The sequence below is a fragment of the Streptomyces sp. NPDC048671 genome, from assembly GCF_055587045.1.
Genome location: NZ_JBVJHB010000009.1, coordinates 92,770 through 105,775 on the forward strand (window position 1 = coordinate 92,770; position 13,006 = coordinate 105,775).

Sequence of the window (13,006 nt, forward strand, 5' to 3'; positions counted from 1 at the left end):
CGGTGCGTACCTTTATGCCCGGCGAAGGAGGCCCACGGCATCATGGAGTCCGTGCCCCATGCGAACACGAACCTCCGCCGCGCCCCCGTGCAGCAGCGCAGTGCCGAGCGCCTCGCCCGGATACTCGACGCCTGCGCCGAACTCCTCGACGAGACCGGCTACGAGCAGCTCTCGACCCGGGCCGTGGCCGTGCGTGCCGAAGTCCCCATCGGCTCCGTCTACCGGTTCTTCTCCAACAAGCGCGCCCTCGCCGACGCCCTCGCCCTGCGCAATCTTGACAGCTACGCCGAGCGCATCACGGCCCGGCTGGCCGCCATCGCGGCCGACGACTGGCGCGGTGCCATCGATGCCGTGCTCGACGAGTACCTGGCGATGAAACGCTCCGTACCCGGCTTCGCGTTCGTCGACTTCGGCGCACCCGCGCCCGACGAGGACCCGGCCGACGACGCCAATCACCGGGTCGCGAGCCGGCTCGCCGAGCTTCTCTGCGAGCATCTGGGCCGTACCTCCGACGAGGATCTGCTGCGCACCATCCTGGTCTGCGTGGAGGCCACCGACGCCCTGCTCAAGCTCGCCTTCCGCATCGCCCCGGCCGGCGACCAGGCGATCGTCACCGAGACGCGGGTGCTGATCCAGGCGTATCTGGCGCGCGTACTGGACTGAGGCCGCCCGGCGCGCAGCGTCCGCCGTGTCCCGGCCGGAGGGCCGGACAACCGGCTCGCCGCAACACCTCCCCACCGTGCGTACCGGTCGGTATGCTCGGCCCTGCTCTACCGCGTACGCACGCCAACGCTGCCGCCGCCCCGGGGAGGGCCCATGCCGCACGACCCCAGCAGTACCCGCACCGCCCTGCGCATCTGCCCCCTCTGCGAAGCCACCTGCGGACTCACCCTCACCATCGAGGGGAACAGGGTCACCGGCGCCCGCGGCGACCGCGACGACGTGTTCAGCCAGGGCTTCATCTGCCCCAAGGGCGCCTCCATCGGCGGACTCGAAGAGGACCCCGACCGGCTGCGCACCCCGCTCGTCCGCAAGAACGGGGTCCTGACGGAGGCGAGCTGGGGCGAGGCGTTCGACGCGATCGCCCGCGCCCTGCCGGCCGTCACCGAGGAGCACGGCCCGCAGGCCGTCGGCGTCGTCCTCGGCAATCCCAACGTGCACACCATGGCCGGGGCCCTCTACCCGTCCGCCCTGCTCGCCGCATTGCGGACCCGGTCCCTGTTCACCGCGAGCACCCTGGACCAGATGCCCAAACACGTCTCCAGCGGGCTTCTCTTCGGCGACCCGAACACGATCGCGGTACCCGACCTCGACCGCACCGGGCATCTGCTGCTGCTCGGCGCCAACCCGCTCGAATCCAACGGCAGCCTCTGCACCGCCCCCGACTTCCCCGGCAAGCTGAAGGCGCTGCGCCGCCGCGGCGGCAGCCTCACCGTGATCGACCCGCGCCGCACCCGTACCGCACGTCTCGCCGACCGGCATGTCGCCATCCGCCCCGGAACCGACGCCCTCCTGCTCGCCGCCGTCACCCACGTACTGTTCGAGGAGAAGCTGACCGACCCCGGCGCGCTCGCGGATCACGTCCAGGGGATCGACGAAGTGGCCGAAGCGGTGCGGGACTTCCCGCCCGAGGCGGTGGCCGGGGCCTGTGACGTGGACGCCGGCACCATCCGCACGATCGCCCGGGAGCTCGCGGCCGCCCCCACCGCCGCCGTCTACGGCCGGATCGGCAGCTGCACCGTCGAACACGGCACCCTCGCCAGCTGGCTCGTCGACGTCCTCAACATCCTCACCGGCAACCTCGACCGCCCCGGCGGCGCCCTCTTCCCGCTCTCCGCCACCGCCCGCGCCCCACGACCCGCCGCCCCCGGCAAGGGATTCGCCCTCGGGCGCTGGTCGAGCCGGGTCTCCGGGCACCCCGAGGCCAAGGGCGAACTGCCCATCTCCGCACTGGCCGAGGAGATCGGCACGCCGGGGGAGGGGCGCATCCGCGCACTGATCGTCCTGGCCGCCAACCCCGTGCTCTCGGCGCCCGACGGCGACCGGCTCGACCGGGCGCTGGCCGACGGGCTCGACTTCATGGTGAGCGTCGACCCGTACCTCAACGAGACCTCGCGCCACGCCGATGTGCTCCTCCCCCCGCCGCCGCCCTCGCAGAGCGCCCACTTCGACTTCGCGTTCAACACCCTGGCCGTGCGCAACCAGGTCCGCTACACCCGGCCCGCCGTTCCCCTGGACGCGGACCGGATGGACGAGAGCGAGATCCTCGCCCGGCTCGTCCTGGCCGTCTCCGGAACGCACGGCGCGGAGCCGGACGCCGTGGACGCCATGGTCATCGACCGGACCCTCGGCAAGACCGTCACCGACCCCCACTCGCCCGTGCACGGCCGGAGCCCCGCCGAACTCGCCGCCGCGCTCACCGGCCGCACCGGACCCGAACGCCGCCTCGACCTGATGCTGCGCCTCGGCCCGTACGGCGACGGCTTCGGCGCCGACCCCGACGGCCTCACCCTGGAACGGCTGCTCGCCCACCCGCACGGCATCGACCTCGGCCCCCTCACCTCACGGATCCCCCAGGTCCTCACCACCCGCAGCGGACGCGTCGAACTGCTCCCCGCGCCCATCGCCGCCGATCTGCCCCGGCTGCGCGACGCCCTCGCGGGCCGTACCGACCCCGACGCACTCGTCCTCATCGGCCGCCGCCACCTGCGCTCCAACAACAGCTGGATGCACAACGTCGCCGCGCTCACCGGCGGTTCCAACGTCTGCACCCTCCAGATGCACCCCGAGGACGCGGCGCGTCTCGGACTGGCGGACGGCGCCGCCGCCACCGTCACGGCGGACGGGGGCGAGCTGACCGCCCCCGTCGAGATCACCGACGGCGTACGGACGGGCGTGGTGAGCCTCCCGCACGGCTGGGGGCACAGCCGCCCCGGCACCCGGATGTCCGTCGCCGCGGCACGGCCCGGCGTCAACGTCAACCAGCTGCTCGACGGCACCCGGCTCGACCCGCTCTCCGGCACCGCCGTACTCAACGGCATCCCCGTCACCGTGGCACCCGCACCCTGACCGAAGCCCTGCCGGTCGCTTCGACGCAGCCCCGAACCGTTCCCAGTACCTGGGAACCTTTGCGCGAGTCATTCCCTCACCCCGCCCAGTGGGTTAATTTCAGGCCACTGCTGCCGCTCCCCACCGCTCCACCACCATCCTTCCGGGCGGAACCACATGACTCGCGCCATCACTCTGAACAATGTCAGCAAGGCGTACGGACGGTCCTCGCGTGCCGTCGACCGTCTCTCGCTCTCCATCGACCCGGGCGAGTTCGTCGTCCTGCTGGGCCCCTCGGGCTGCGGAAAATCGACCGTGCTCCGCATGATCGCCGGTCTGGAGGACGTCTCCGAGGGCGAGGTGCTGCTCGACGGTGAACCGGCCAACCACCTCACGCCCCGCGAACGCGGAATGGCCATGGTCTTCCAGAACTTCGCGCTCTACCCGACCATGACCAACCGGGCCAACATCGGCTTCCCGCTGAAGCTGGAGAACCCGCGCCAGGACCACAACGAGCGCATCGAGAACACGGCCAGGATGCTCGGGATCGAGAGCGTCCTGGACCGGCTCCCCGGCCAGCTCTCCGGCGGCGAGCGCCAGCGGGTCGCCATGGGCCGGGCTATTTCGCGCCAGCCCTCCGCCTTCCTGATGGACGAGCCCCTCTCCAACCTCGACGCGAAGCTCCGCAACCATCTGCGCGCCGAGATATCCCAGCTCACCAAGGAACTCGGCGTCACCACGGTCTACGTGACCCACGACCAGGCCGAGGCGATGTCGCTGGGCCACCGGGTCGCCGTGATGCGCGGGGGAGTGCTCCAGCAGGTCAGCCCGCCGCGCGAGGTGTACGCCCTGCCGGAGAACGTGTTCGTCGCCGCGTTCATCGGCACCCCGCGGATCAATCTGCTCCAGGCCGTCGTCCACGCACCCCTGGAGGGGCGGATGTCGATCGACCTCGGCCGCCAGCGCCTCCCGCTGCCCGAACCGCTCAGCCCCGACCACCAGTTGCTCCGCATCCAGCAGGGCCGCCGGATCATCGTCGGACTGCGCTCCGAAGCGGTCCGGATCGCCGCGCCCAGCCAGGCCCGCCCCGGAGAGGTCGCGCTCAGCGGCATCGTCGAGCATGTCGAGTACCAGGGGCACGAGGCGCTGGTCCACCTCAACACCGGTTCACAGCCCGCCGTGGTGCCGGATCTGGAGTCGGCCCGCCCGGAGCGCGGCGCCCCGCGAAGGCGCCGCGGCGCCGAAGGCGGAGTCGGCGTGCTGGAACGGCTCAAGGAACGCGCCACCGGGTACATCAGCGGCTCCGTCGCCGTACTGGACGAGCCGGGTCCCGAGACGCTGCCGCCGGGGGTGCGCAGCCCCGACCGCCCCGCGGTCACGGCCAGCGACCTCGTCGTGCGTACCGGCCCCGACATGCGGCTGCGCACCGGGGGCCAGGTCCCGCTCCTGGTGGACCTGGCGCACCTGTACGTCTTCGACCACCAGGGGCGCCGGATCTGCCCGCTGCCGAAGGACGTCCCGGGGCTGGACATGTAACCCGGTCGCAGGGCTCAACGGTTCGACGGTTCGACGGCCGACGGTTCGACAGTTCGACGGAGAAGGAGGCCGCCCCGCGCACTTCCGGGTGAAACGGTGGACCACGCGTGACCCGTGTCTCTGGCGCCTGAAAACTAACAGCGCTAGTTTGGTGCGTGGACGCCCTGTCCGTCACCGTGCCCGGGAGGAACACCATGAAGGCCCACGACGGTATGTACATCGGCGGCGAATGGCGGCAAGCCGCGGGAACGGACACGATCGCGGTCGTCAATCCGGCGGACGAGCAGGTCATCGCCCACGTCCCGGCCGGAACGGCGGCCGACGTCGATGACGCGGTACGGGCCGCGCGCGCCGCCCTCCCCGGCTGGGCCGCGACCCCGCCGGCCGAGCGCGCCGCCCGGATCGGCGCGCTGCGCGACGTGCTGGCGGCCCGCAAGGACGAGATCGCCGAGACGGTCACCGCCGAACTTGGCTCACCGCTGCCGATGTCGCAGATGGTGCACGCGGGGGTGCCGGTGCTGGTCGCCGGCTCGTACGCCGAACTCGCCGCGACGTACGCCTTCGAGGAGCGGCACGGCAACTCCACCGTGCTCCTGGAGCCCGTCGGCGTGGTCGGCGCGATCACCCCGTGGAACTACCCGCTGCACCAGATCGTCGCCAAGGTCGCTCCCGCGCTCGCCGCGGGCTGCACCGTCGTCCTCAAGCCCGCCGAGGACACCCCGCTCACCGCTCAGCTCTTCGCCGAGGCCACCGCCGAGGCGGGTCTGCCCGCCGGGGTCTTCAACCTGGTCACGGGCCTTGGCCCGGTCGCCGGACAGGCCCTCGCCGCGCACGCGGACGTGGACCTGGTCTCCTTCACCGGGTCCACCGCCGTCGGCAAGCAGATCGGCGCGACCGCGGGCGGCGCGGTCAAGCGCGTCGCCCTGGAGCTCGGCGGGAAGTCCGCCAACGTCATCCTGCCCGGCGCCGATCTCGCCAAGGCGGTCAACGTCGGCGTCGCCAACGTGATGTCCAACTCCGGCCAGACGTGCAGCGCCTGGACCCGGATGCTGGTGGACGCCGACCGGTACGAGGAGGCGGTCGCCCTCGCGGCGGCGGCCGTCGCGAAGTACGTGCCCGGCGAGCGGGTCGGCCCGCTCGTCAACGCCAAGCAGCAGGCCCGGGTGCGCGGTTACATCGAGAAGGGCATCGAGGAGGGCGCCCGCGTCGTCGCGGGCGGCCCCGACGCGCCGCTCGGCACGGGCTACTACGTCAGCCCCACCGTCTTCGCCGATGTCACCCCGGAGATGACCATCGCCCAGGAGGAGATCTTCGGCCCGGTCATCTCGATCCTGAAGTACGAGGACGAGGACGACGCCCTGCGGATCGCCAACGGCACCGTGTACGGGCTCGCCGGCGCCGTCTGGGCCGCCGACGACGCGCAGGCCGTCGCCTTCGCCCGCCGGATGGACACCGGGCAGGTCGACATCAACGGCGGCCGGTTCAACCCGCTCGCCCCCTTCGGCGGCTACAAGCAGTCCGGCGTCGGCCGCGAGCTGGGTCTCCACGGCCTCGCGGAGTACCTCCAGACCAAGTCCCTCCAATTCTGAGCCAGTTCCCCTGAGCCAGTTCCCCGAGTCCGCACCCCGAGTCCGCACCCCGAGTCCGCACTCCCCGATCAGCAAGGAGCCAGTCCGTGGTCCGCGCCGCCGTACTGCCCGCCGTCGGAGCTCCGCTGGAGATCACCGGCATCACCCTTCCGGAGCCCGGCCCCGGCCAGGTGCGCGTCCGTCTCGCGGCCGCCGGGGTCTGCCACTCCGACCTCTCGCTGTCCAACGGCACCATGCGGGTGCCGGTGCCCGCCGTCCTCGGCCATGAGGGGGCGGGCACCGTCGTCTCCGTGGGCGACGGCGTCACCCATGTCGCGCCCGGCGACGGCGTGGTGCTCAACTGGGCCCCGTCCTGCGGAAGCTGTCACCACTGCGGCATCGGCGAGGTCTGGCTCTGCGCCAACGCCCTGGCCGGGGCGGCGAACATCCACGCCCGCACCGCAGACGGCACCGAGCTGCACCCCGGACTGAACGTCGCCGCCTTCGCGCAGGAGACCGTCGTCGCCGCGAACTGCGTGCTGCCCGCCCCGGACGGCATCCCGCTCACCGACGCCGCCCTGCTCGGCTGCGCGGTGCTGACCGGGTACGGCGCGGTCCACCACAGCGCGCGGGTCCGCGCGGGCGAGTCCGTCGTCGTGTTCGGCATCGGCGGGGTGGGCCTAGCGGTGCTTCAGTCAGCCCGGATCGCGGGCGCCTCGCGGATCATCGCGGTGGATGTCTCCCCGGAGAAGGAGGAGCTGGCCCGGCAGGCGGGCGCCACCGACTACGTCATCGCCTCCGCCACCACGCCCCGCGAGATCCGCGGCCTCACCGGCGGCCAGGGCGCGGACGTCGCGATCGAGTGCGTCGGCCGGGCCGCCACCATCCGTACCGCGTGGGAGTCCACCCGCCGGGGCGGCCGCACCACGGTCGTCGGCATCGGCGGCAAGGACCAGGAGTTGACCTTCAACGCCCTGGAGATCTTCCACTGGGGCCGGTCCCTGACGGGCTGCGTGTACGGGAACAGCGACCCGGCCCGCGATCTGCCGGTGCTGGCCGACCACATCGGGGCGGGCCGTTTCGACCTCTCCATGATGGTCACCGAACGGATCGCGCTGGACGGCATCCCGGCGGCCTTCGACAACATGATCGCCGGCAAGGGCGGCCGGGCGCTGGTGGTCTTCTGAACCCGGGCTAGAGACGGTCGCGCGACCGGCCGGTAGGCAGCGGCCGGGCCGACGTCTCGCCCTTCTCGAACAGCTGGGAGGCCGGGCCCACGAGCAGCGGGTCCGGCTCCCCGGCCACCGACGCGTCCTTGTCCGGGTAGTCGAAGCGGTGCAGCACGTGCCGGATCGCCTCCAGCCGGGCCCGCTTCTTGTCGTTGCTCTTCACCACGGTCCAGGGCGCGTCCGCCGTGTCCGTGTGGAAGAGCATCAGCTCCTTCGCCTCGGTGTACGCGTCCCACTTGTCGAGCGAGGCGAGGTCCACAGGGCTCAGCTTCCACTGCCGCACCGGATCGGTCTGCCGGGCCATGAACCGGCTGCGCTGCTCGTTGCGCGAGACGGAGAACCAGAACTTCACCAGATGGATGCCGTCGCGCGCGAGCATCCGCTCGAACCCCGGTGCCTGGTGCATGAATTCGAGGTACTCCGGGGTCGAGCAGAATCCCATCACCCGCTCCACACCGGCCCGGTTGTACCAGGACCGGTCGAAGAGCACGATCTCCCCGGCCGCCGGGAGATGGGCCACGTACCGCTGGAAGTACCACTGGGAGCGTTCGCGTTCGGAGGGCTTCCCCAGTGCCACCACCCGCGCGCCGCGCGGATTGAGGTGCTCCGTGAACCGCTTGATCGTGCCGCCCTTGCCCGCGGCGTCGCGCCCCTCGAAGAGGATGACGAGGCGCTCGTCGTGCTCCTTGACCCAGTGCTGGAGCTTGAGCAGTTCGATCTGGAGAGCCCGCTTGGACGTTTCGTACGCCTTGCGGCCGAGCTTCTCGGCGTACGGGTAGTCCTCCCGCCAGGCGTCGCGGGAGGGGCCCTCGGGGGTCACCAGGGCCGGGGCGCCGCCGGGGGACGGGACCGGTTTCCGCTTCTTCGCCTTCGTCCCCTTGCTACGGCCGTCCCGCCGCTCGGCGCTCCGCGTCATGACGGGGTCCCTCCATCGGCCGGGCCGGATTCCTCCGTGTCGGACCAGTCTGCGGACGCATCCGGGACACCGCCACCCCGGCGAGGCAGAGCAGCCCGCCGCCGATGGTGAGCAGTGCGGGCACCTCGTCCAGCAGCAGCCACGCCATCAGCACGACCAGCGCGGGCACCGCGTAGGTGGTGGCGCCCATCCGCCCGGCGGTGGTGCGGGCCAGTGCGTAGGCCCAGGTGGTGAATGCCAGCGCGGTCGGGAAGAGGCCGAGATAGACCATGTTCAGCGTCGCGGACAGCGGCGCGTCGGCCGCGTCCGAGAGCAGCGCACCCGAGAACGGCAGGCACGCCACCGTGCCGACCAGGCAGCCGAACGTGGTGATCTGGAGCGCCGATCCATGCCCCAGCGCGGGCTTCTGGCCGACCACCCCGGCCGCGTACGCCACCGCGGCCAGCAGGCAGAGCCCCACGCCCAGGACCGAGGAGCTCCCCTTCCCCGACATGGAGAGCCCCACGACCACGGCGCCCGCGAAGGACACGGCCATGCCCAGCACCAGCCGGCGTGGCAGTCCCTCGCCGAGCAGCCGGGCGCCGAGCAGCGCGATCAGGAGGGGCCCGATGTTCACGACCATGGCGGCCGTCCCCGCGTCCACCTGCTGCTCACCCCAGTTGAGCACCACCATGTACAGGCCGAACCACAGCAGTCCGGAGGCGATGATCCCCGGCCAGGCCGCCCGTGACGGAAGGCCCTCGCGCCGGACGAGCAGGAGCGCGCCCAGTGCCAGGGAGCCGGTCAGCAGCCGCCCGAGGGCCAGTGCGCCGGGGGAGTAGGCCTCGCCCGCGCTGCGGATGGAGACGAAGGCGGAGGCCCACAGGACCACGGTGGTGCAGGCGGCGGCGGGGGGCCGCCAGTCGGAGCGTGGGGCGGGGGCGGGGGCGGGGGTAGTCGTCATGGGCCTGACCGTAAGGCCGCGATGCTTCGGCGCCTACCGAACAGTGTGCGGCTCGATGCCCAGCCGTGCGGCCAGGGCCCGTTCCCCGTCCGGGGTGGCCCGCACCGCCCGTCCCGACCCGATCCGTACGCACCAGCCGGCCTCCAGCACGTGGCGGCACAGGGCGGCGCCCGCGGCCCCCGCCAGATGCGGCCTGCGCTCGGTCCAGTCCAGACAGCTCCGTACGAGCGGACGCCGCGACCGGGTCTCCAGGCCGATGCCCAGCGCGCCGAACCAGTCGAGCCCCGCGTCGGTGAGCGCGAAGCCGGTGTCCTGCCGCAGCAGCCCCCGTACGGTCATGGCATCGGTGATCGCGAGGCCGATGCGGCCGGCGAGATGGTCGTAGCAGGTGCGGCCGCGGGCCATCGCGCTGTCGGCGCCCGCCGCGCCCAGCGTGCGCGGCGGGGCGGCGGCGCCGGGGGCCTCGCGGCCCGCCAGTTCCTCGACGAGGTGCGCGGCCTGTTCGCCGGCGAGCCGCAGATAGCGGTGCCGGCCCTGCCGCTCCTCGGCCAGCAGCCCGCCCGAGACGAGCCTGCCCAGATGCTCGCTCGCGGTCGACGGGGCCACTGAGGCGTGCCGGGCCAGCTCGCCCGCGGTCCAGGCCCGGCCGTCGAGCAGGGCCAGGCAGAAGGTGGCGCGGGTCTCGTCGGCGAGGAGGCCGGCCAGGGCGGCGAGCCGGGGTGCGGCCGGGTCGGGGTATGCCATGTGTTCCAGGATGCGTCAGGAACGCTTCGGCGCGGGCCGAACGGTCCCGGCCGCCTCGGGCGGCGCGTACTGGAGGCCGAGGCCGTCGATCAGCGCCCGCAGCCCCGTCTCGAACGCCCCCTCGTCGACCTGCTGGCGGCGCTCGGCCAGCAGATGGGCCTGGCCGAGGTGTGGATAATCGGCGGGGTCGTACGCGGTCTCGTCGTCCACGAAGCCCCGGGCGAAGGAGCCGAGCGCCGAGCCGGTGATGAAGTAGCGCATCAGCGCGCCGATGTACGTGGCCTGGGCGGGCGGCCAGCCCGCGCGGACCATGGCGCCGAACACCGCGTCCGCGACCCGCAGGCCCGCCGGGCGGCGGCCGGGGCCCTGGGCGAGCACCGGGACGATGTGCGGGTGCTCGGTGAGCGCCGCACGGTAGGAGACCGCCCAGTCGTGCAGGGCGGCCCGCCAGTCACGGCTGTCGGACTCGTCGAACATCGACAGATCGACCTGTGCGGAGACCGCGTCGGCGACCGCGTCCAGGATCTCGTCCTTGTTGCGGAAGTGGTTGTAGAGCGACGGCCCGCTGACCCCGAGCTCGGCCGCCAGCCGTCGCGTCGAGACGGCGTCGAGCCCCTCGGCGTCCACCAGGGCACCCGCTGTCGCGACGATGCGGTCTCTGCTGAGGAGGGGCTTGCGCGGGCGGGCCATGCGGCACATAGTAGGGCCAGGTCATAAAACTAGCAGTGCTAATTAAAACTGGAGGGCCGAACGATGAACCTGGAGCTCAGCGAGGAGCAGGAAGCCGTCCGGCAGCTCGCCAAGGACTTCGTCGCCCGTGACGTCGCCCCGCACGTCGTCGAGTGGGACCGGGCCGAGAACGTCGACAAGTCGATCGTGAAGAAGCTGGGCTCGCTCGGCTTCCTCGGGCTGACGGTCCCCGAGGAGTACGGCGGCTCGGGCGGCGACCACCTCGCGTACTGCCTGGTGACCGAGGAGCTCGGCCGCGGCGACTCCTCGGTCCGCGGCATCGTCTCGGTCTCCCTGGGCCTGGTCGCGAAGACCATCGCCGCCCGGGGCGACGAGGAGCAGAAGCGCCAGTGGCTGCCGCGGCTGACCTCGGGCGACGCGGTGGGCTGCTTCGGCCTCACCGAACCGGGCACCGGGTCGGACGCCGGGGGTCTGACGACCAGGGCCGTGCGGGACGGCGGGGACTACGTCATCAACGGCTCCAAGATGTTCATCACCAACGGCACCTGGGCCGATGTGGTGCTGCTCTTCGCCCGCACCAACGACACCCCCGGCCACAAGGGCATATCCGCCTTCCTGGTCCCCACCGACACCCCCGGCCTCACCCGCCGCACCATCCACGGCAAGCTCGGACTGCGCGGCCAGGCGACCGCCGAGGTGGTGCTGGAGGACGTCCGCGTCCCCGCCGCCACGCTCCTGGGCCCCGAGGGCAAGGGCTTCTCGATCGCCATGTCCGCCCTGGCCAAGGGCCGGATGTCGGTGGCGGCCGGCTGTGTCGGCATCGCCCAGGCGGCCCTGGACGCGGCCGTCGGGTACGCGGGTGAGCGCGAACAGTTCGGCAAGTCCATCGCGGGCCACCAGCTCGTCCAGGAGCTCATCAGTGACATCGCCGTGGACGTCGACGCCGCCCGGCTGCTCACCTGGCGGGTGGCCGACCTGATCGACCGCGGCGAGGACTTCGCCACCGCCGCGTCCAAGGCCAAGCTCTTCGCCTCCGAGGCCGCGGTCCGCGCCGCCAACAACGCGCTCCAGGTCTTCGGCGGCTACGGCTACATCGATGAGTACCCGGTCGGCAAACTGCTCCGCGACGCCCGCGTGATGACGCTCTACGAGGGCACCAGCCAGATCCAGAAGCTGATCATCGGCCGGGCGCTGACCGGGGTCTCCGCGTTCTGAGACGCCCCCGCCGCCGCGCGCCTCGAACGGGCGTCTGAGTACCGGGCTGAGTACCCGGACGGATGTGGTGTGCGCCGTGCCGCCGGATGCTGGGCGGCATGAGTGAGACGACATCGGTCAAGCAGCAGGGCACCGCCGCCTTCTACGGTCAGGCCGTCGCATCCTTCGGGGTGGCGATGAGCGCGGTGGCTCTCGGGATCTACTTCCTCGACGCGGACGCCTGGGTGCGAGGGTTTCTCGCCATCGGCGTCCTCTACCTGGTCACGTCCTGCTTCACCCTGGCCAAGGTCATCAGGGACCGGCAGGAGGCGGGCCAGCTGGTCAGCCGGGTCGACCAGGCCAGGCTGGAGAAGATCCTCGCCGAGCACGACCCCTTCCAGAAGCTCTGACGATCTCAGCCACCGGACTCCTAAGCGCTTGCTCAGGATCGGGGTATGGTGTTCGTCCTGCTGACTGAGAGGGGCCACTGACGATGAGCACGGCGCAGGAGACCGACGGCGAGAACGCGCCGTGGGCCGAAGTGACGCCCGAGGCCGCCCGGCGGCTCCTCGTCGCCGCCGTCGACGCCTTCGCCGAGCGCGGGTACCACGCGACCACCACCCGGGACATCGCGGGCCGCGCCGGAATGAGCCCCGCCGCGCTCTACATCCACTACAAGACGAAGGAAGAGCTGCTCCACCGGATCAGCAGGATCGGCCACGACCGTGCCCTGTCCGTCCTGGAGGCGGCGGCCGACGGTGAGGGCACGGCGGCCGAGCGGCTCGCCCGCGCCGTACGGTCCTTCGTCCAGTGGCATGCCGAACGGCACACCACCGCACGCGTGGTCCAGTACGAGCTCGACGCCCTCGGTGCGGAGCACCGCACCGAGATCATCGAACTCCGCCGCAGGAGCGACGCGGTGGTGCGCCGGATCATCGGCGAGGGTGTGGCGGCGGGGGAGTTCGACGTCCCCGATGTGCCGGGCACCACGCTCGCCGTGCTCTCGCTCTGCATCGACGTGGCGCGGTGGTTCAACGCCCAGGGCAGCCGGACGCCGGACGAGGTCGGCGAGCTGTACGCCGGCCTCGTGCTGCGCATGGTCGGGGCCGAACGGTGACGCGGCCGCCCCCGGACGGGG

General features: G+C 72.2%; 12 protein-coding genes. 8 read left to right on the plus strand and 4 right to left on the minus strand.

Translation table 11 applies throughout. The features are described from left to right. Positions 1–42 precede the first annotated feature (42 nt). From ACZ6S6_RS19315 to ACZ6S6_RS19335, 5 genes are all read left to right on the plus strand, one after another. Positions 43–663 carry a TetR/AcrR family transcriptional regulator gene (locus ACZ6S6_RS19315; RefSeq protein ID WP_362956457.1) on the plus strand — a complete coding sequence of 207 codons (621 nt, stop codon included), beginning with the start codon at positions 43–45 and terminating at the stop codon, positions 661–663. A gap of 153 nt (positions 664–816) precedes the next feature. Then, a complete protein-coding gene (locus ACZ6S6_RS19320) occupies positions 817–3,069 on the plus strand; it encodes a molybdopterin oxidoreductase family protein (protein WP_469706341.1) in 2,253 nt (750 codons plus the stop codon). A 156-nt stretch (positions 3,070–3,225) separates the two neighbouring features. Beyond that, positions 3,226–4,584: an ABC transporter ATP-binding protein gene (locus tag ACZ6S6_RS19325; protein WP_362956452.1), complete on the plus strand. Its 1,359-nt coding sequence runs from the start codon at positions 3,226–3,228 to the stop codon at positions 4,582–4,584. Between the two features lie 194 nt (positions 4,585–4,778). Further along, positions 4,779–6,173 (plus strand): aldehyde dehydrogenase family protein, encoded by a 1,395-nt coding sequence (locus ACZ6S6_RS19330; protein ID WP_469706342.1) that lies wholly within the window; start codon positions 4,779–4,781, stop codon positions 6,171–6,173. Positions 6,174–6,259: 86 nt separating this feature from the next. Next, complete coding sequence (locus tag ACZ6S6_RS19335; protein ID WP_469706343.1) at positions 6,260–7,339, plus strand: Zn-dependent alcohol dehydrogenase; 1,080 nt, start codon at positions 6,260–6,262, stop codon at positions 7,337–7,339. A 7-nt stretch (positions 7,340–7,346) separates the two neighbouring features. Here ACZ6S6_RS19335 and ppk2 read toward each other — a convergent pair whose 3' ends face one another. From ppk2 to ACZ6S6_RS19355, 4 genes are read right to left on the minus strand one after another with little or no spacing between them, the layout of a single operon-like run. Then, positions 7,347–8,297 carry a polyphosphate kinase 2 gene (gene ppk2 / locus ACZ6S6_RS19340; protein ID WP_469706344.1) on the minus strand — a complete coding sequence of 317 codons (951 nt, stop codon included), beginning with the start codon at positions 8,295–8,297 and terminating at the stop codon, positions 7,347–7,349. After that, positions 8,263–9,240 (minus strand): DMT family transporter, encoded by a 978-nt coding sequence (locus tag ACZ6S6_RS19345; RefSeq protein ID WP_469706345.1) that lies wholly within the window; start codon positions 9,238–9,240, stop codon positions 8,263–8,265. The genes ppk2 and ACZ6S6_RS19345 overlap by 35 nt, the downstream gene beginning before the upstream one ends. A gap of 33 nt (positions 9,241–9,273) precedes the next feature. Continuing rightward, complete coding sequence (locus ACZ6S6_RS19350) at positions 9,274–9,984, minus strand: ArsR/SmtB family transcription factor (protein WP_469706346.1); 711 nt, start codon at positions 9,982–9,984, stop codon at positions 9,274–9,276. A gap of 15 nt (positions 9,985–9,999) precedes the next feature. Further along, positions 10,000–10,674, minus strand: coding sequence for a TetR/AcrR family transcriptional regulator (locus tag ACZ6S6_RS19355; protein ID WP_362956440.1), 675 nt, complete (start codon positions 10,672–10,674; stop codon positions 10,000–10,002). 63 nt (positions 10,675–10,737) lie between these two features. Here ACZ6S6_RS19355 and ACZ6S6_RS19360 point away from each other — a divergent pair, with 63 nt between their 5' ends. The 3 genes from ACZ6S6_RS19360 to ACZ6S6_RS19370 all read left to right on the plus strand — a co-directional run bounded on the left by ACZ6S6_RS19360 (position 10,738) and on the right by ACZ6S6_RS19370 (position 12,985). After that, positions 10,738–11,889 (plus strand): acyl-CoA dehydrogenase family protein, encoded by a 1,152-nt coding sequence (locus ACZ6S6_RS19360; protein WP_469706347.1) that lies wholly within the window; start codon positions 10,738–10,740, stop codon positions 11,887–11,889. 98 nt (positions 11,890–11,987) lie between these two features. Further along, positions 11,988–12,278 (plus strand): YiaA/YiaB family inner membrane protein, encoded by a 291-nt coding sequence (locus tag ACZ6S6_RS19365; RefSeq protein ID WP_362956435.1) that lies wholly within the window; start codon positions 11,988–11,990, stop codon positions 12,276–12,278. An 83-nt stretch (positions 12,279–12,361) separates the two neighbouring features. Beyond that, positions 12,362–12,985 carry a TetR/AcrR family transcriptional regulator gene (locus ACZ6S6_RS19370; protein ID WP_362956432.1) on the plus strand — a complete coding sequence of 208 codons (624 nt, stop codon included), beginning with the start codon at positions 12,362–12,364 and terminating at the stop codon, positions 12,983–12,985. Positions 12,986–13,006 lie beyond the last annotated feature (21 nt).